The organism is Streptomyces sp. NPDC024555, assembly GCF_055559335.1.
Map to the genome: position 1 here is coordinate 53,241 of NZ_JBVHKV010000026.1, position 18,207 is coordinate 71,447.

At 75.0% G+C, this 18,207-nt stretch carries 17 protein-coding genes; 8 read left to right on the plus strand and 9 right to left on the minus strand.

Annotated elements, in window-relative coordinates:
- Nucleotides 1-100: 100 nt before the first annotated feature.
- On the minus strand, nt 101-295 hold the full coding sequence (gene rpmI / locus ACZ4FH_RS32825; RefSeq protein WP_003970213.1) for a 50S ribosomal protein L35: 195 nt from the start codon (nt 293-295) through the stop codon (nt 101-103).
- A gap of 120 nt (nt 296-415) precedes the next feature.
- Entirely contained in the window at nt 416-1,045 is a 630-nt protein-coding gene (gene infC / locus ACZ4FH_RS32830; protein WP_383646147.1) for a translation initiation factor IF-3, read from the minus strand.
- Between the two features lie 387 nt (nt 1,046-1,432).
- Here infC and ACZ4FH_RS32835 point away from each other — a divergent pair, with 387 nt between their 5' ends.
- Nucleotides 1,433-1,795: a DUF1844 domain-containing protein gene (locus ACZ4FH_RS32835; protein WP_385104179.1), complete on the plus strand. Its 363-nt coding sequence runs from the start codon at nt 1,433-1,435 to the stop codon at nt 1,793-1,795.
- A gap of 77 nt (nt 1,796-1,872) precedes the next feature.
- Here the strand turns inward: ACZ4FH_RS32835 and ACZ4FH_RS32840 are convergent, their stop codons facing one another.
- On the minus strand, nt 1,873-2,601 hold the full coding sequence (locus tag ACZ4FH_RS32840; RefSeq protein ID WP_467309427.1) for an SseB family protein: 729 nt from the start codon (nt 2,599-2,601) through the stop codon (nt 1,873-1,875).
- Nucleotides 2,602-2,687: 86 nt separating this feature from the next.
- Here ACZ4FH_RS32840 and ACZ4FH_RS32845 point away from each other — a divergent pair, with 86 nt between their 5' ends.
- The gene (locus tag ACZ4FH_RS32845) at nt 2,688-3,617 is read left to right on the plus strand and encodes a serine hydrolase (protein WP_467309428.1); all 930 of its coding nucleotides are present in this window, start codon (nt 2,688-2,690) and stop codon (nt 3,615-3,617) included.
- A gap of 97 nt (nt 3,618-3,714) precedes the next feature.
- Here the strand turns inward: ACZ4FH_RS32845 and mycP are convergent, their stop codons facing one another.
- Both mycP and ACZ4FH_RS32855 read right to left on the minus strand, forming a co-directional pair.
- The gene (gene mycP, locus ACZ4FH_RS32850) at nt 3,715-4,920 is read right to left on the minus strand and encodes a type VII secretion-associated serine protease mycosin (RefSeq protein ID WP_467309429.1); all 1,206 of its coding nucleotides are present in this window, start codon (nt 4,918-4,920) and stop codon (nt 3,715-3,717) included.
- Entirely contained in the window at nt 4,917-5,807 is an 891-nt protein-coding gene (locus ACZ4FH_RS32855) for a hypothetical protein (protein WP_467309464.1), read from the minus strand. Before ACZ4FH_RS32855 ends, mycP begins: the two co-directional genes overlap by 4 nt.
- A gap of 1,479 nt (nt 5,808-7,286) precedes the next feature.
- Here ACZ4FH_RS32855 and ACZ4FH_RS32860 point away from each other — a divergent pair.
- Entirely contained in the window at nt 7,287-8,489 is a 1,203-nt protein-coding gene (locus ACZ4FH_RS32860) for an amino acid deaminase/aldolase (protein WP_383645618.1), read from the plus strand.
- A gap of 28 nt (nt 8,490-8,517) precedes the next feature.
- Here ACZ4FH_RS32860 and ACZ4FH_RS32865 read toward each other — a convergent pair whose 3' ends face one another.
- Both ACZ4FH_RS32865 and ACZ4FH_RS32870 read right to left on the minus strand, forming a co-directional pair.
- Entirely contained in the window at nt 8,518-9,444 is a 927-nt protein-coding gene (locus tag ACZ4FH_RS32865; RefSeq protein ID WP_467309430.1) for a DUF2510 domain-containing protein, read from the minus strand.
- A 30-nt stretch (nt 9,445-9,474) separates the two neighbouring features.
- Nucleotides 9,475-10,614, minus strand: coding sequence for a hypothetical protein (locus ACZ4FH_RS32870; RefSeq protein WP_467309431.1), 1,140 nt, complete (start codon nt 10,612-10,614; stop codon nt 9,475-9,477).
- A 158-nt stretch (nt 10,615-10,772) separates the two neighbouring features.
- Here ACZ4FH_RS32870 and ACZ4FH_RS32875 point away from each other — a divergent pair, with 158 nt between their 5' ends.
- From ACZ4FH_RS32875 to ACZ4FH_RS32890, 4 genes are all read left to right on the plus strand, one after another.
- Nucleotides 10,773-11,594 (plus strand): hypothetical protein, encoded by an 822-nt coding sequence (locus ACZ4FH_RS32875; RefSeq protein ID WP_467309432.1) that lies wholly within the window; start codon nt 10,773-10,775, stop codon nt 11,592-11,594.
- A gap of 12 nt (nt 11,595-11,606) precedes the next feature.
- Nucleotides 11,607-13,004 carry an ethanolamine ammonia-lyase subunit EutB gene (locus tag ACZ4FH_RS32880; protein ID WP_467309433.1) on the plus strand — a complete coding sequence of 466 codons (1,398 nt, stop codon included), beginning with the start codon at nt 11,607-11,609 and terminating at the stop codon, nt 13,002-13,004.
- Nucleotides 13,004-13,753, plus strand: coding sequence for an ethanolamine ammonia-lyase subunit EutC (eutC, locus tag ACZ4FH_RS32885; protein ID WP_467309434.1), 750 nt, complete (start codon nt 13,004-13,006; stop codon nt 13,751-13,753). Before ACZ4FH_RS32880 ends, eutC begins: the two co-directional genes overlap by 1 nt.
- 186 nt (nt 13,754-13,939) lie before the next feature.
- Nucleotides 13,940-15,004 carry a class I SAM-dependent methyltransferase gene (locus ACZ4FH_RS32890; protein WP_467309435.1) on the plus strand — a complete coding sequence of 355 codons (1,065 nt, stop codon included), beginning with the start codon at nt 13,940-13,942 and terminating at the stop codon, nt 15,002-15,004.
- Nucleotides 15,005-15,020: 16 nt separating this feature from the next.
- Here the strand turns inward: ACZ4FH_RS32890 and ACZ4FH_RS32895 are convergent, their stop codons facing one another.
- Both ACZ4FH_RS32895 and ACZ4FH_RS32900 read right to left on the minus strand, forming a co-directional pair.
- On the minus strand, nt 15,021-15,980 hold the full coding sequence (locus ACZ4FH_RS32895; protein ID WP_467309436.1) for an aminoglycoside phosphotransferase family protein: 960 nt from the start codon (nt 15,978-15,980) through the stop codon (nt 15,021-15,023).
- A gap of 63 nt (nt 15,981-16,043) precedes the next feature.
- The gene (locus ACZ4FH_RS32900) at nt 16,044-16,976 is read right to left on the minus strand and encodes a LysR family transcriptional regulator (RefSeq protein WP_467309437.1); all 933 of its coding nucleotides are present in this window, start codon (nt 16,974-16,976) and stop codon (nt 16,044-16,046) included.
- Nucleotides 16,977-17,047: 71 nt separating this feature from the next.
- On the opposite strand from ACZ4FH_RS32900, the gene ACZ4FH_RS32905 reads away from it, so the two are divergent.
- On the plus strand, nt 17,048-18,196 hold the full coding sequence (locus ACZ4FH_RS32905) for a TDT family transporter (RefSeq protein ID WP_467309438.1): 1,149 nt from the start codon (nt 17,048-17,050) through the stop codon (nt 18,194-18,196).
- Nucleotides 18,197-18,207 lie beyond the last annotated feature (11 nt).

The window sequence follows — 18,207 nt, forward strand, 5'->3', positions numbered from 1 at the left end:
ACTCCTTGTAGCGGGGCCGTGGGTGTCCTCACACGGCCCGGAAACGAATTGGTCCCGGTCGGATCGAGGGCGCGTCCCGGGTGTCACCCGGAACGACGCCTCACTTGCCGAGAAGCTTCTTGATCTTCTTGGCGTCGGCCGGAGCCACGACGACCGTGCCGGTCAGCGAGCGGGTCTTCTTGGACGACTTGTGCTCGAGCAGGTGGCGCTTGCCGGCCCTCTCGCGGAGCACCTTGCCGGAGCCGGTGATCTTGAAGCGCTTGCTGGCACCGCTGTGCGTCTTGTTCTTCGGCATCGCGCCGTTCTCTCCTCGTCAGTGGCGCCCCTCTCGGTGCGGGCACCGGACAGCAGGGGCGTCAGATCTTCATGGGTTCCGGGGTGGACCCGGGGGCGCCTGGATGGCGGCCCCCGGAGGTCACGCCTCGGAAGGTGTCTCGGCCGGAGCCTCGTCCGCGGCCGGGGCGTCGGACGTGCCCTGACGCTCGGCCTTGCGGGCGGCCTGGGCCTCGCGGGCCTCGGCCATGGCTTCGGTCTTCTTCTTGTGCGGGCCCAGAACCATGATCATGTTCCGGCCGTCCTGCTTCGGGTTGGACTCGATGAAGCCGAGTTCCTCCACGTCCGAAGCCAGACGCTGGAGCAGTCGGAAGCCCAGTTCGGGGCGGGACTGCTCACGACCACGGAACATGATCGTGATCTTGACCTTGTCACCCTGCTTGAGGAACCGGACGACGTGACCCTTTTTGGTGTCGTAGTCGTGCGGGTCGATCTTCGGCCGGAGCTTCATCTCCTTGATGACCGTGTGCGCCTGGTTCTTGCGCGCCTCACGGGCCTTCATGGCCGACTCGTACTTGAACTTGCCGTAGTCCATGAGCTTGCACACGGGCGGACGGGCGGTAGCCGCCACCTCGACCAGGTCGAGGTCGTACTCCTGTGCGAGTTCCAGGGCCTTGGCAAGCGGCACGATTCCGACCTGCTCGCCACTGGGACCGACAAGTCGCACCTCGGGCACGCGAATCCGGTCGTTGATGCGGGGCTCGGCGCTGATGGATCCTCCTCGGTAGCACCACGCGACCGCCTGGCGGACAGCCGCGTAACGTCTGTTTCAGACAAGACCAACCGCGCAGGGCCATGAAAAATGCCCCGCCGGGACACATGCGGGGCTCCTGGACAACCGGAACACCGCCACGGTCAACCGCGGGGCGCATCGGGCGGCTCCATCGTCCGTACGGAACGATGGGCGCCACCTGACCGGTGACCCGCCGTCCCGGAGGACGGTCAGGTGGGAGATCGGAGCCTCCACTTGTGGGCCGGGCGCATAGGCACCCAGCCGGTCGTTACACAAGGTTAGCAGCTTGCCCGGGCGAGCGCGAACCGGTGTGCGCATCCGCTCCCGGGGACGGAGGGGGCGGGCCGGGGGCCTATCGTATGGCGCATGAGTGACGCGACCCCCACCAGTGAGACCCCCGGCTTCGACGACATGGCCCGCGACATCGCGGAGGTGCCCGCCGTCGAGGTGATCGTGACGGTCGCCGTCAACCTGATGAGCGCCGCCGCCGTGAAGCTCGGACTGACCGAGGACGGCGACGACCACAAGGACCTGGACGAGGCCCGCAAGCTGGTCCACGCCCTGGCCGGGCTGCTGGACGCGAGCACCACGGAGATCAGCTCCTTCCACGCGGCCCCGCTCCGCGACGGTCTGAAGTCGCTCCAGCTGGCCTTCCGCGAGGCGTCGGTGGTGCCGGACGAGCCCGGTCACGGCCCCGGCGAGAAGTACACCGGCCCCGTCTTCGGCTGAGCACCGCCCGTCCCGACCGTTTCCGTACGTGAGCCCCCCGCCGCACCGGCGGGGGGCTCACGGCGTACGGGGGCGGCTCAGCGTGTGAACAGGGCCTCGCCCGGGGCCGGCGCGTCGGCCGGGAGCAGCGCGAGGTCCAGTCCGCGCACCAGCCGGGCGCGCAGCACCTCGTCGGCCGCCAGGGCGCGCGCGACGCGGCCCGCCGCCTCGGCGGGGTCGGCGCCGGCGGCCAGCACCAGGGCGAGGGTGCCGTCGGCGCGGCCGGGACCCAGATGGGCGCGGAGCACGGCGGGCTCGGCGGCGACGGCCGCGCGCACGGCGGTGGTGACGGCGGGATCGTCGAGCGGATCGGCGCTGGTCCGGCCCTCGGCCAGGGCGAGCAGGGCGGAGCCGGTCAGCTCGAAGGCCACGGGGCCCGCGAGATCGAGCACCACGGTGTCGGCCTTCTCGTGCGCGGCGGCCTGGAGGGCCTGGTGCAGGGGTACGGCGACGGGGCGCGCCTCCGGGTCCCACAGGGCCAGGGAGGCGGTGGAGGTGAAGGCGGGCAGGGCGCGGCGGTCACCCGCCCGGAGCGTGGGCACCGCCATGTCGCTGGTCTTCTCGCGGCGCAGGCCGTTCTCGTCGTGCTCGACCTCGCCGAGGACGGCGACCACGGGGACGAGGAGCCGGGCCCCCCTGAGGGCTTCGAGCACCGGGCCGACGGCCGCGCGGTCGGTGGACCAGGCGGTCAGTGCCTCGGTCAGGGCGGGGTCGGCCGAGCCGTCGTCGTCGGAGTATCCGGGGTCCGGAATGTTCTTCTGCGCCACAGGGCGAGCGTAGTGCCTGGGCTTTCTCATCCGTTCGACAGGTCGGACCCAGGCCGCTGCCAGCCTCGGTTCCTAGCATCCGGGGCATGGCCCGTCATGCTCTCCGCCGATCCGCCCTGTCCGTCTCCCTGACCGCCGCCGTCGTCCTGACCGCGTCGGCCGCCGGGGGCGCGTACCTCTCCGGCCGGTCGCCGCGTCAGGTGCCCGCCGCCTCGGCCTCCGTATCGTCCGTGTCGCCGGCGGCGTCCGCCCCGGCATCGGCGGCGGAGGGCGGGGCAGCGATGGAGGACCGGGACACGGAGCTGGCGGCGGCCCTGGAACCGCTGCTGGCGGACGCGGACGGGGAGGCGGTGTCGGTGGCCGTGCTGGACCGGGACACCGGGATCCGCGCGGTGTACGGGGGCGCGGAGGCGACGTACGACACGGCGAGCATCGTCAAGGTCGACATCCTCGCCGCGCTGCTGCTGCGCGCGCAGGACGAGGGGCGCGCGCTGACCTCGGCGGAGCGTGCGCGGGCGGTCGTGATGATCGGGCGCAGCGACAACGACGCGGCGACCGCGCTGTTCTCGGCGGTGGGCGGGGCGGACGGTCTCGACGCGGCCAACGAGCGGTTCGGTCTGACCTCGACGAAGGCCGCGCGGGCGTGGGGGCTGACCCGGACCACGGCGGCCGATCAGCTGACGCTGCTGGAGGCGGTGTTCACCGACGAGGAGGACGCCGTGCTGGAGCCGGCGTCCCGGACATATCTGCGGGGGCTGATGGAGCGGGTCCAGGCCGACCAGCGGTGGGGGGTGTCGGCGGCGGGCAGCGGCGTGGCGCTGAAGAACGGCTGGATGCCGAGGACCGCCACCGGACTGTGGAACATCAACAGCGTCGGCCGCGTCACGGTGGACGGCCATCCCTGTCTGGTCGCCGTGCTCTCCGCCGGGCAGCCCACCAAGGAGGCGGGGATCGCGCGGGTCGAGTCGGTGGCGGAGGCGGCCGTGGGTGTGGTCCGGGCCTCGAAGGACGGCTGAGCCACACCGGGTTCGACCGGCGGGGGGCGGGGCGGCGCAGATCGGGCGACGGGCGAGGCCCGGTGGCGGCGGTCAGCGGCGCGGGGAGCGGATACGGTCAGCGGCGCGGGGTGCGGATGCGGGGTCCCCGGCCGCGCCAGAGCAGGACCGCCAGGGCGAGCAGGAGCGCGCCGAGTCCGCCCGCCACCGGGGCGAGCCAGCCGGCCGGTCCGTCGTCCGGGCGGGCCGGGGCGGGGCCGGACCCGAAGTACCGCTTCTGGTAGCCGGCGGCGGAGCCGGCGTGCGCGTCCTCGGGGCGCAGCGCGGCGCCCGCCTTGATCGCGGCGGCGGGGTCGACGATGCCGTAGCCGCGTGCGTCGTCGCGGCCGCCGGACGGGGCGTCGCGCGCGGTGTCGGTGAGGAGCTTCCTGACCTGGGCCGGGGTGAGCCCGGGGTGCGCGGCGCGGACCAGGGCCACGGCGCCGGAGACGAACGCGGCGGCGGCCGAGGTGCCCCACTCCACGTAGTACTTGCGGTCCGGCGCGGGGACGACGATGTCGACGCCGGGGGCGCTCACGGTGGCGTACCAGCGCCGGGTGGAGAAGGAGGAGTGGGTGCCGTACCGGTCGACGGCGGCGACCGCTATCACACCGGGGTAGGCGGCCGGGTAGGAGATGTGGTCGCCCTTCTCGCCGCCGTTGCCGGAGGAGGCGACGACGACGGCGCCCTTCTTCAGGGCGTACTGGACGGCCGCGTCCTCGCCCGGTTCGGGGTGCGCGGAGGCGCTGTCGTCGCCGAGGGAGAGGTTGATGACGTCGGCGCCGTGGTCGGCGGCCCAGCGGATGCCGTCGGCGAGTGCGGTCCCCCGGGTCTTGCGGGCCTTGGCGCGGGCGGGGTCGCCGGCTTCGAGGATGACCCGGACGGGCAGGATCCGCGCCTCGGGCGCCACGCCGAGGACGCCCGCCTCGCGTCCGTCTCCGTGGCCGCGTCCGGCGATGATCCCGGCCATCGCCGTGCCGTGCCGGGCCCAGGAGCGGTCGCCGCGTGCGGCGCCGAAGCCGATCAGGTCCTTGCCGGGGAGGACCTGGCCCGCGAGATCGGGCAGGGTTCCGTCGACGCCCGTATCGACGACGGCGACCGTGATCCCCTTGCCCCGGGTGGTCTTCCAGGCCTTCTCGGTGTGCAGGGCGTCCAGGCCCCACTGCTGGGCCCGGATGGTGTCGGCGCCCGCGGGCGTCACGGGCAGCAGGGCGAGCGCGGTGGCGGCGCAGACCGCGCCGAGGAGTCCGCGGGAGCGGGCGCGGGCGCGGGCGCGGCGGATCATTCGGGCTTCTCCGTGAGGTCGGCGACGGTGCGGCGCAGTCCGCGTTCGATCCGGTCGGCCACGCCCCGGGCCTCGTGGCCCAGCCCGGCCTGGGCGGCGGCGGTCGTCGCGTTCGGCACCATGGCCTTGTCGGCGGGCTGCGGATCGGCGACCTTCCGCCCGTCGGCGAACCCGGAGACGGAGAACACGACGACGGGCACCTCGGTCAGCACGTGCACGGTCCAACTGGCCCGCTGCCGGTCGCCGAACCCGGCGGCCGGGGTGTCCTTCACGGCGTACGGACGGGGCATCAGGTCGGCGCGGGTGTCGAGGTGTTCGGTGGTGAAGCGGGTGTTCAGCGCCCGCATGCCCGCGGCGTCGGCCTCGGTGAACACCATCCCGACGGTGATCACGCTGCTGCGCGTCGCGTCCGTGTACGTCGCGCGCAGCAGCCGGGCGCAGCCGGCCTGCGCCAGCGTCTTGAGGAGCAGCGGGTCGAGCCCTTCCGCGCAGCCGCCGTCCGGCGCGACCGCGATCCGGGTCCAGACCCGGTCGGAGCGGCCCGGCCCCGCCCCGTCGCCCTTGAGCGTGCGCGGGAACAGGGTGTCGACCGGAATGCTGTGCCAGGCCGCGGCGCCCACGGTGTACGCGCTGTGCTCCGCCGGATCGGCCTCCGAGTCGCTGATCAGCCAACTGCCGGTGGCCGCCCCGCCGATCAGCCCCAGTCCGAGGACCACGCAGACGGCCGCCGCCGCCGTCCTGAACGGGTGCCGCACCCGCACCGGCCGCAGCCGCGCGGTCCGCTCGGCCGGCGTCTCGGCGGGCACGCCGGTGTGCGCGGGCCGGTACGCGTACGGCGCGCCGGAGGCGCCCCTGACCGGCGGCCCCCCGAGTTCCACCGCCCCCACGGGCCGCCGCCGGGTCGCCGGGGGCGGGGTGCGCGGCAGCGGCGGAGGCACGGCACCCGGCTGCGCGTTCCGCCCCGGGGCCGGCACCACCGGCGGCACGGGCCGCAGCCGCGCGGTGGTCTCGGCGGGCGACGGCAAATCGACCCCGTCCGTCACGGAGGCCCGGGACCCCAAAGGTGCGGCGGGGCCCCTCTGGGCGGCCTGCGCGGGCGACTCGGGCATGCCGAGCATGTCCGCGGAGGCGTGTCCGGAGGCGGGCGCGGCCTGACCACCGCTGCCGGGCGCGGGACTCTGCGCAGGGCCGCCGGTGCCGGACGCGGGGCCCTGTCCGGCCGGAGGGCGCGGCTGCGGAAGCGGCGCGCCGGCGGGCGACCCGGAAGGGACAGCGGGCGCCGGAGCGGGCGCCGAGGTCGGCGTCGCGGACGCGGCCGGTGGTGAGGCGGGAGGCGCGGCCGGGAGGGAGGCGGGTGCCGGAGGCGCGGCGGGCGGGGCGGCCTGAGGTACGGGCTTCCGCTGCTCGTTCCCGTCGTCGGGGACACGGGCGGCGCTCGGGGCGGGGGCCGGTCCGGAGGCGGGCGAAGGGGTTCCGGTCGGTGCGGGGGTTGCAGTCGGCGTGGGCGTTCCGGTCGGCGTGGGCGTCGCGGCGGACGCGGATGCCGGGTTCCGGCCGGGCGGGGCGGTCGGCGGCACCAAAGCCGAGGCGGGCGCGAGAGCTCCGGCCGAGGAAGGCGGCGCGACGGACGCGGACGCCGCATTCCGACCGGGCAGGGCGGCCGGCGGCTCCACAGCCGAAACGGACCCGGAAGCTCCAGCCGAAACGGGCCCGGGAATTCCGGCCGAGGCAGGCCCTCCACCGAACGCAGGAGGCGAGTGACGGTCAGGCGTGGCGGCAGGTGGCTCGGGTGCGGGCGCGGAGGCGCCGGACGGTGCCGGGGTCGGGGCGGGCGGCACGGGTGCGGGCGTGGCGGCGGGCGGTGACGTGGGCGCGGAGGCGCCGGACGGTGCCGGGTTCCGGGCGGGCGGCACGGGGGCCGGGAGAAGCGGCGCGGGCGCAGGTGCAGGGGCCGGGAAAGGCGGCGAGGGCGCCGGTGCAGGCGCCAGGGAAGGCGGCGCGGGCGCAGGTGTGGCGGCCGGGAGAGGCGGCGCGGGCGGAACCCGGGGCGGGTCCTCGGCGGGTGGTGGGTCCGCGGGGGCCGGCGGAAGAGGGGGCGGGGTGGTCGGGGGGACGCGGGGCGGGGTCGTCGGGCGGGGTGGGACGGGAGCGCGCTGCGCCTCGGTACTCATCCGCCCCCCTGGTCCGTTCCGTACCGCCCGTGCGATCCGCCCGCACGGACAGGCGCGTCGCTCGCCGCGTGCCCGTCACTCTACGGGCTGCGGCGGCCCCGGTGGGAGCGGGCGCGGTGCCGGCCGGTCCGGGGCGGCCGATCTGCGCGGATCGTCCCCCTACCCAGCGGTACGGTCGTCTGGCAAGCTGCGGCCATGACTGCCCGTGCCGCTGACCGGACCCGTTACAACCGGGCCACCGCCCATCTCGACGCCCCGATCGCCGTCGTCGATCTCGACGCCTTCGACGCCAACGCCGACGACCTCGTCCGACGGTCGGCGGGGAAGCCGATCCGGGTGGCGAGCAAGTCGGTGCGGTGCCGGGCGCTGCTGGAACGGGTGCTGGCGCGCCCCGGGTTCGCCGGGATCATGTCGTTCACGCTCGCGGAGTCGCTGTGGCTGGCGCGGGCCGGCTTCGAGGACGTGCTCCTCGCCTATCCGTCGGCCGACCGGGCGGCCTTCGCCGAGCTGGCCGCCGATCCCAAGCTGGCCGCCGCGGTGACCGTGATGGTGGACGACCACGCGCAGCTGGAGCTGATCGACGCGGCGCGGGCCGGGGGCACCGAGGAGATCCGGGTCTGTCTGGAACTGGACACCTCGCTGCGGATGCTCGGCGGCCGGGTCCGCATCGGCGCCCTGCGCTCCCCGCTGCGCACCCCCGCGCAACTGACCGAGCTGGCCAGGTCGGTGGCGCGCAGGCCGGGGTTCCGGCTGGTGGGGCTGATGGCGTACGAGGGGCACATCGCCGGGGTGGGCGACTCGGTCGCGGGGCGGCCGCTGCGGTCCCGGGCGATCCGGCTGATGCAGGCCACCGCGCGCAGGGAACTGGCGGCCCGGCGGGCCGAGGTGGTGCGGGCGGTCCGTGCCGTCGCCCCGGACCTGGAGTTCGTCAACGGCGGCGGCACCGGCAGTGTGCAGCACACCGCGGCGGAGGAGGCGGTCACCGAGATCGCCGCGGGATCGGGCCTCTACGTGCCCCGGCTCTTCGACAACTACACCTCGTTCAGCGCCCGTCCGGCGGCCCTGTTCGCGCAGCCCGTGGTGCGGCGGCCCGGGGTGGGCGTGGTGACGGTGCTCGGCGGCGGCTATCCGGCGTCCGGTGCGGCCGGTGCGGACCGGCTGCCGGTCCCGTACCTCCCCGAGGGGCTGCGCTACGACCCGCAGGAGGGGCCCGGCGAGGTGCAGACCCCGCTGCTGGGCGCCCCGGCCGACGATCTGCTGATCGGCGACAAGGTGTGGTTCCGGCACGCGAAGGCCGGGGAGCTGTGCGAGAGGTTCGACACCCTGCATCTGATCGAGGGCGACCGGGTGACGGCGACCGCGCCGACGTACCGGGGCGAGGGCCGCACCTTCCTCTGATCCGGCCGGCCCGTCGGCCGTCGGCCCGTCAGGGGGCGATCGAGCTGCCGACGCCCCCGTCGGTCGCGGTGTCGCCGATCGGCCGGATGCCCCGGGTGAGGGTGTCCATGAGGGCGAGCGGCGGCCCGTCCGGGCCGGCGTCGAAGGCGTACCGGACGACGACGGGCGACTCGCTGCCGACCGCCGAGGGGAAGGCCGTCGACTGCACGTAGCCGCCCGGTCCCTTGCCGGTGAGGACCCGCCAGCGCACCCGGTAGCCGGTGCGGCCCGCGACGGTCACCGGGCCCGCGGCGATCTGCCGGTGCGAGGTGATGCCGCCGTGGATCCGGCGTCCGACGACGTCCTCGTCGTACGCCCGGTTCGCGGCCTGCACGATGTCCTCCTCGGCGATGGCCCGGGGCGTGGTGGCGTCGGTGTTGCCGGCGGTCCGGGTGGTCACGGTGCCGTGGTAGCAGAACGACGAGGAGGCACCGGGGCAGTCGTAGGAGCCGGTGGTGCGCATCGTGAGCATCTCCTCGACGGTCTTCTCGGGGCGCTCCCAGCCGGCGGGGATCGGCAGCGTGATGCCGTTGAGCTGGTCGACGAGGACCGCCGGGTCCGATCCGTCGGGCGAGCCGTCCGGGGCGGGGCCGGACGCGGTGTCCGTCCCCGTCGGCGCGGGCCGCGGTGCGGGACCGGCGGACCGGGTCGCGACCGGGGTGTCGCCGTCGTCGCCGGTCAGCAGCACCGCTCCGGTCACGGCGGCCCCGACGACCACCGCGGCGGCGGCCACCACCGCGACGGTCCGGACGCCACCGCCGCGCGGCGCCCCCGGGGCCACCGGCACGGGCGCGGGCATGGACGCGGACGCGGCGCCGGGGCGGACGTGGGCGGTCCAGGCCGCGCCGTCCCACCAGCGTTCGGTGCCGGGCGCGGCCGTGTCCGGGTACCAGCCGGGCGGGGTCGGGTAACTCATCGCTCCACCTTAGGACCTGCCCCGGGCGGGTCAGCCGCCGGTCGCGGGGCGGGAGGCGGCGGTGCGAGGGGCGGCGTAGCGGCCGCGGAACCGGGCCCAGCCGGTCCGGGCACGGCGGGAGGGCGCCGCTTCCTTCACGGGAGTCGCCTCCTTCACGGGAGCCGCCCCGTTCACGGGCGACGGCTCCTTCACGGGCGGGGGCAGCTCCTCGCGGGCGGCCGGTTCGGGGGTGTGCAGTTCGTCGAAGCGGCGCCATCCGTCCCAGGTGCGGATGTCCGCGTCCACCCGTGGTTTGAGCGGCGCGAAGCGGCCGAGTTCGAAGTCGTCGCCGCCCAGGTCGAACCAGCGCTCGCCGAACACCTCGGTCCCCAGTCCGCCCGCCTTGGCGGTCAGCCGGACGAGCATCCGCACCGATTCGGCGCCCGCCAGATCCGTGCCCTGTATCCGGGTCATCGGCAGAGTCGGCACCGCGGCCTCGACGGGGATCCAGACGGTGAACGGGGATCCCCGGTCCATGACGAACCAGTTCCGCTCGTCCGCCGGCCGGCCCTGCTGGTCCAGCACCCTCAGCGGCTGCTTGTAGAAGACCGGGGTGCCGTCGTGCGGCGAGGTGCGCAGGTACCAGAGGTAGACGCGGGCGGTCAGGTCGATGATGGAGAGGTTCTCCATCCGGTTGTAGAACCGCACGGCGATGATCCGGTCGTCGCTCCCGGCGTGCGCCTCGGCGAACTCGCGGGCGTCGGCCTGGTGGGCGTAGCTGAGACTGACCTTGCGGCGCCAGACGAAGGGCCGTACCGAGAAGAGCTTGATGAAGACGACACCGATGAGGGTGGCGGGCACGACGGCGCCGATGACGGAGGCGACGGTGGAGAGGACCTCGTGGGCGGTGTTGCCCTCCTGCGGGCTGAGGTTGTCCGTGCCCACACAGGCCCGCAGCGACTGGAGGGTGAGGATGAGCATCTCGTGCCCGTCACCGAGCCGGTCCGCGAGGCCGCGTGGCGAGTTCAACGTCAGCGTCAGACCGGCGGCCATCGCGGCGGACAACAGCACGAGGCCGCCGATGGCCAGGGCGAACAGCATCGGCACGGTCCGTTCGGCGATCCACCACCGCAGCGAGGTACGGAAACGCGGATGGCCCCGACCGCTGATCATCGCTCGCGTGAGCATCATCAATGAGCCCCCCGTTCAAGCTACTTGGGCCGTGAGGCGTCAATTCTAGTCACGTCGGGCGGGACTTCCGGGCGGCGTGCCCGCGCGTTCACCGCCGTTGCCGTCGCCCTGTGGCAAGCTCGCCCCAGTCGACCGTGTCGCCGATAAGGAGAAGCAGGGTGCTGAACCGTTCGCTGCAAGCCCTCGGCCTTGCCACCGTTCCCGCCAAGGCCCCGCTCACCTATCCCGGACGTCCGATCACGGAACCGTCCCTCCTGCACCAGGGGTGTCTGCTGCAACTGGAGGCCGACGACGGCCCCGTCCACGGCTGGAACGTCCTCACCGGTGACGGGCCGGTCCCGCTCGACGACCACCTCAAGGCGGAGGGGCTGGCCCCGCTCGCCGAGCGGCACCCCGCGGTCTCGGTCGGTTCCAACGCCTCCCCCGCCCAGCTGAACAACAAGCTGGTGAGCCGGGGCCTGTCGGGGACGGTCCCGATGGTGCCGGTGAGCACCCGGGGCATCGCGATCGGGATGTGCGCGCACATCTACCCGGCCGGTTACGTGGCGACCGCCCCGTTCGCCGACCGGACGGCCGCGCGGACGCTCGCGGTGACCTGGCTGGACGACGACCAGTTGAAGGCGGTCGACGAGACGGAACTGCCCTTCTACACCCGGGTGGTGCTGCCCCGGGAGGCGTACCCGATGCGGCTGCCGAACGGTACGCTGCTGGACGAGGCCCATCTGTACACCAGCGCGATGGGGGTGCTGGCCGGTCCGGACGGGGCGCCGCGCCCCGCCCAGGGCGACCAGGCCGCCCTGCTCGGCGAACTGCTCGCCGCCTCGCCCCGGCTGCGGGAACTGCTCGGCCCCGATCCGCAGTCCTGGGTGGAGCGGGCGACGGAGGACGCCGCGGTGCGGGACGAGGGCACACAGGTCTTCCGCGACGAGGGCTGGGTCGTGATGCTCGACGACTTCACGCCGTACGCCGTCGGCGTCTGACCGGTCCGGCCGGTGACGCGTTACGCGGCCTCGGTGGGCCCCGCCGGATTCCGTTTCCCCGATCTGCGCACGGTGCTGGGCCGGGCCTCCCCCGCCCGCTCGGGGGACGAACTGGCGGGGCTCGCGGCCGGCAGCGACGCGGAGCGGGTGGCCGCCCGCCGGGTGCTGGCCGATGTACCGCTGCGGACCTTCCTGGACGAGGCGGTCGTCCCGTACGAGGACGACGAGGTCACCCGGCTGATCGTGGACACGCACGACGCGGCGGCGTTCGCCCCGGTCGCCTCGCTGACCGTGGGGGGCTTCCGCGACTGGCTGCTCTCCCCCGCCGCGACCACGACGGCGCTGTCCGCCCTGGCGCCGGGCGTCACCCCCGAGATGGCGGCCGCCGTCAGCAAGCTGATGCGCAACCAGGACCTGATCCAGGTGGCCCGCCGGTGCACGGTCGTCACCCGGTTCCGGAACACCATCGGCCTGCCCGGCCGGCTGTCGGTGCGGCTGCAGCCCAACCACCCCACGGACTCCCCGCGCGGAATCGCGGCCTCCGTGCTGGACGGGCTGCTGTACGGCTGCGGCGACGCCGTGATCGGGATCAATCCGGCCTCGGACGCGCCGGGCGCCGTCGTCGATCTGCTGCGGCTGACGGACGACATCCGGCAGCGGTACGAGATCCCCACCCAGAGCTGTGTGCTGGCGCACGTCACCCAGACCCTCCGGGCCATCGAGCGCGGGGCCCCCGTCGATCTGGTCTTCCAGTCGGTGGCCGGGACCGAGGCCGCCAACCGGGCGTTCGGCGTGGACCTCGCCCTGCTCGGCGAGGCGCACGCGGCGGGGCTCTCGCTGGAGCGGGGCACCGTGGGCGACCACGTCATGTACTTCGAGACCGGCCAGGGCAGCGCGCTGTCCTCGGACGCGCACCACGGCGTGGACCAGCAGACGCTGGAGGCGCGGGCGTACGCGGTCGCGCGCCGGTTCCGTCCCCTGCTGGTCAACACGGTGGTCGGCTTCATCGGTCCGGAGTATCTGTACGACGGGAAACAGATCGTCAGGGCCGGTCTGGAGGACCACTTCTGCGGCAAGCTCCTCGGACTGCCGATGGGCTGCGACGTCTGCTACACCAACCACGCCGAGGCCGACCAGGACGACATGGACACCCTGCTGACGCTGCTCGGTGTGGCCGGGTGCACCTTCGTGATGGGGGTGCCGGGGGCGGACGACGTGATGCTGAACTACCAGAGCACCTCGTTCCACGACGCCCTGTACGTGCGCGACACCCTGAATCTGCGCCCCGCGCCGGAGTTCGAGGCCTGGCTGGAGCGGATGGGGATGTACGACGACGCGGGGGCGCTGCGGAGCCCGGTGCCGCACTCCGGGCTGACGGCCGGGATGGCCGCGATGATCGAGGGGGCGTGATGGACGGGGAGGTGCCGCCGGAGCTGTGGGAGCCGTTGCGCCGGCACACCCCGGCCCGGATCGGGCTGGGGCGCACCGGGGCGGGGCTGCCGGCCGGCCGGCTGCTGGAGTTCCAGGCGGCGCACGCCCTGGCACGGGACGCCGTGCACACGCCGGTGGACTTCTCGGCGCTGCGGGCGGGGCTGACCGGGCACCGGGTCGTGGAGGTGCGCAGCGCCGCCCCCGACCGCGCCACGTATCTGCGCCGTCCCGATCTCGGGCGGCGGGTGCGTCCGGACGATGCGGGGCTGCTCTCCGGGGTCCGGGCCAAGGAATTGGTGTTCGTCGTCGCGGACGGGCTGTCGGCCACGGCGGTCGGGGCGCACGCGCTGCCGCTGCTGACCGAACTGCGCCCGCTGCTGGGCCCGTTGGGCACCGCCCCCGTGGTGCTGGCGTCCCAGGCGCGGGTGGCCCTCGGCGACGAGGTGGGCGAGCTGACCGGTGCCCGGCTCGTCGTCGTCCTGATCGGGGAGCGCCCCGGACTGAGCGCCGCCGACAGTCTCGGGGTCTATGTGACGTACGCGCCCCGGGTGGGCCGCCGGGACGCCGAGCGCACCTGTCTCTCGAACATCCACCCGCCCGGGGGGCTGGGCCACCGCGCGGCGGCGGTGGCCCTCGCGGACCTGGTGGAGCGCGCGCTGCGGCAGGGCGCGACGGGGCTGGCGCTGGGCGACGCGGCGCTGGGACCGGCCTCGGGCGACGGGGTGTGAGCGGGCGGCGCGGCGGTTCGGTGGTCCCGCGGGAAGGGCGGCGGTCCCGGGCGGCCGTGGCCGCCGCCGCGGCGTAGCGTGGCGGACAGGAGCGTATCCGTCGCCGTCTCGTCGGGCCGCCCGCCGTGAGCGCGTCGGCCGCCTGTCCCGCCTCCCTCCCGCGGCCCGGCGGCGAAAGGAGGAACGATGTCCGTGACAGCACCGGACAAGGTGAAACAGGAGGCGTTCGCGGGCCGCATGGTCCAGGTGGTCAACGACACCTGCCTGGGGCTGATGGCGGGGCTGGGGCACCAGAGCGGTCTGTTCGACACGATGTCCGGCCGGGCGCCGGGCACCAGTGCGGAGATCGCGGAGGCCGCCGGGCTGAACGAGCGCTATGTCAGGGAGTGGCTGGGCGCGATGGTCGTCGGGGGCGTCGTCGACTACGACCCCGACCACGGGACGTACGCGCTGCCGCCGGAGCACGCGGCCTCGCTGACGCGGGCGGCGGGCCCCGACAACCTGGCCCGGATCGCGCAGGACTTCGGGATGATGGGCGAGGTGGAGCAGCAGGTGCTGGAGGCGTTCCGCACCGGGCGCGGGCTGCCGTACTCCGCGTATCCGCGGTTCCAGTCCCTCCAGGCCGAGGAGTCCGGGGAGGTCTTCGATCTGGCGCTGGTGAACGCCATCGTACCGCTGGTGCCCGGTCTGCCCGAGCGGCTGCGGGCCGGGATCGAGGTGCTGGACATCGGCACCGGCCACGGCCACGCGGTCAACGTGCTGGCCGGGGCCTTCCCGGCGAGCCGTTTCCAGGGGATCGACATGTCCGAGGAGGGCATCGCCGCCGCGCGTGCGGAGGCCGCCGCGCTCGGACTGGGCAACACCGCCTTCGACATCGGTGACTGCGCCGAGGTGGACGGTTCCTACGATCTGATCACCGCGTTCGACGTCGTCCACGATCTGGCCCGGCCGGCGCGTGCGCTGGCCGCCGTCCACACCGCGCTGGCCGCGGACGGGGTGTTCCTGATGGGGGACATCGCGGCGTCGAGCCGTCTGGAGGAGAACATCGACCATCCGCTGGGCCCGGCGCTCTACACGTTCTCGGTGTTCTACTGCATGAGCGTGTCGCTGGGCGAGGGCGGTGAGGGGCTGGGCACCGTCTGGGGCGAGCAGACCGCCCGGAGGATGCTCGCCGAGGCCGGTTTCGGCGACGTGGAGACCCGGCGCGTGGAGGGCGACATCCTGAACGTGTACTACGTGGCGCGGCGCTGAGCGGTGGCCTACGGGATCAGCCGTCGAGGCCGGGCCCCGGCCGGCGCCGCAGCCAGTCCAGCGCGGCCGCGCCCTGTGCGGCCTGGAACGCCCTGACCGTGGGCAGGCCCGGCGGGTCGGGGCGCAGTGAGTGCGCGACGAAGTAGCCGGCCAGTGCGGCGAGGACGGCGGTGACCCCGTCGGGGTCGGCGTCCCGGCCGAGCGGGTGCGCGGTGAAGACCGCCTCCGGGTCGGGGCCGCCCTGGGCGGCCACGCTCGGGAGCATGGCCAGCAGGTCGAACCAGGGTGCGGCGCGCCGGGCGTGCGGCCAGTCGACGAAGACGACGCGGTCCTCGGTGAGGAGGATGTTGTCGGCGCGCAGGTCGGCGTGGACGAGGGTGTCGCCGGTGGCGGGTGCCGCCCAGCCCGCTTCCAGGTCCGCGAGGGCCCCGAGGTGCCGGGCCGCCCAGGGGTCGAGGCGGGCGGTGTCCCCCGCCGCGTGGAGGCTCCGCCAGCCGGTGAACATCGAGTCCTCGCGTACGGCGATGTCCGGCGCGTCGAAGGGGGCGGGGGTGAGGAGCGTGCCGAGCCGGGCGACGGCGTCCAGGACGCGGTCGAGTTCGTCCCGGTCCCAGGGGACGCGCGGCTGGTGTCCGTCGATGTCCTCCAGCACGAGCGCGACCGTGGTGCCGTCGTCGTACGAGCCGAGGAGCCGGGGTACGGGGGCGTGCGGCGGCAGGGCGGCGGTGTTGCGGGCCTCCGCGCGGTGCAGACCGGGGCTGCCGGGGTTGGTCTCGGCGCTCACCGCCTTGACGAAGGCGCGGCGGCCGTCCGCGAGGCGGACCCGGGCGGCGACGCCCGGGGAGAATCCGCCGTTCTGGGTGCGGGCCTCGACGACGGGTGCGCCGAGGATGTCCGTGACGGCCTCGCGTACGACGGCGGGCAGATCGGCCCAGTGGTGGCGGACGCCTTCGGCGGGCGGGGCGGTGACGGTCATGGGCCCATCCTTCCGGTGCGGCGGACGGGCGGGCCAGCGGATTTCGGCGGACTCGGGCGAGGCTCAGTGTTCGGCCGGGCCGGACCGGGTGAGGGAGAGCAGGTCGCGGGCGGGTCCGGTGGGGCGGTGGCCGGAGGGCCAGACGGCGCGGAGCTGGCGGCGGAGCCGGACGCCGGCGATGGGCACGGTGACCAGGCGGCGGGCGGAGAGTTCCTCGCCGAGGGCCAGTTCGCTCAGGACGCAGGGGCCGGCGCCGCTCTCCGCGGCGCCCTTCACGGCGGTCGTCGAGGAGAGTTCGAGCAGCGGCGGGGCGAGCGGGCCGTGGACGGCGAGGGCGGCGTCCAGGACCTGGCGGGTGCCGGAGCCGTGCTCGCGCAGGATGAGGGGGGTGGCGGCCAGCTCCCGGGGGGTCAGCGCGGTGCGGCGGCGGGCCCAGGCGTGCGCGGGGGCGACGGCGACGACCAGGCGGTCGTGGGCGATGACGGTCCCGTCGAGCCCTTCGGGGACGGACAGGCCCTCGACGAAGCCGAGGTCCGCCTCGCCGCTCGTCAGCCGGCGGGCGACGGCGGCGGAGTTCCCGGCCAGCAGGGAGACGGCGGTGTCCGGGCGGGCGCCGCGCAGCGCTATCAGCCAGCCGGGGAGCAGGTACTCGGCGATGGTCAGCGAGGCGGCCACCCGCAGCCGGGAGTCGCGGCGGTCGCGCAGCGCCTGGGCGCCGGCGTCGAAGGCCTCGGCGGCCTCCACGACCCGGCGGGCCCAGTCGGTGACGAGCGCGCCCGCGTCGGTGAGCCGGGAGCCGCGCGGCGAGCGGTCCAGGAGGGCGAGGCCCAACTGCCGTTCCATCGAGCGGACCCGGCTGCTGGCGGCGGGCTGGGTGATGCCGAGGTCCCGGGCGGCGCGGCCGAGGCTGCCGTGGCGGGCGACGGCGAGGAGGAGTTCCAGGGCGCCGAGGTCGGGGACGCGGTGGGACAGCGGTGCGGACGGCTCACTGGACATAAACCCACCTTATGACCTCATAGGGCGGGACTCCCTGGTGGGGGACGATCCGGGCGCCGAAAATCGATGGCATGGCCACCTTTCCGCGCACCCTTCCCGCTCCCCCTCCCTCCGGGACCGTCCGCCGCCCGGCGCTGCGGCACTTCGGGCCCAACTGGTACGCCACGGTGATGGGCACCGCCATCGTGGCGAGCGCGGGCGCCACCCTGCCGGTGGACGTGCCGGGGCTGCGTCCGGTCTGCGCCCTCGTCTGGGCGCTGTCCGCGCTGCTGCTGGCCGCGGTGCTCACGGCCCGCGCCGGTCACTGGGCCGCCCACCGCGACCAGGCCCGTGCCCATCTCCTGGACCCGGCGGTGGCGCCGTTCTACGGCTGTCTGTCGATGGCGCTGCTCGCCGTCGGGGGCTCCGGGATGGTGGTGGGCCGGGACCTGATCGGGCACGGGGCGGCCCTGGTGCTGGACGTGGTGCTGTTCACCGCGGGCACGGTGACCGGTCTGGTGGCCGCGGCGGCGATCCCGTACCTGATGATCACGCGCCACCGCACCGAGCCGGGGAGCGCGTCCCCGGTGTGGCTGCTGCCGGTGGTGGCGCCCATGGTGTCGGCCGCGCTCGGGCCGCTGCTGGTGACGGAGCTGCCGGCCGGCCAGGGCCGGGAGGCGCTGCTGCTCGGCTGCTACGCGATGTTCGGGCTGAGCCTCCTGGCGACGCTGGTGATGCTGCCGCTGGTCTTCGCCCGGCTGGTCCACCACGGTCCGCTGCCGCTGGTGCTGACGCCCACGCTCTTCCTGGTGCTCGGTCCGCTGGGCCAGTCGACGACCGCGGTGAACGCGCTGGCGGACGCGGCGCCGGGCGCGGTCGGGGCGCCGTACGCGGAGGCCCTGGGTGCCTTCGCGGTGCTGTACGGGGTGCCGGTGATGGGTTTCGCGCTGCTGTGGCTGGCCCTGTCGGTCGCGCTGGTGGTGCGGGCGGTGCGCGGCGGGATGACGTTCGCCATGACCTGGTGGGGCTTCACCTTCCCCGTGGGGACGTGCGTCACGGGGGCCTCGGGCCTCGCCCGGCACACCGGTCTGGTGGCCTTCGAGTGGCTGGCGGTGGCGCTGTACGCGCTGCTGGTGGCGGCCTGGGCGGTGGCCGGGGTGCGGACCGTGCGCGGGCTGCTGGACGGGGCGCTGCTCGCCGCCCCGCGTCCGCCGGCCCCGCTCGCCGTCCGTACGGTCTGACCGGGCGCCGG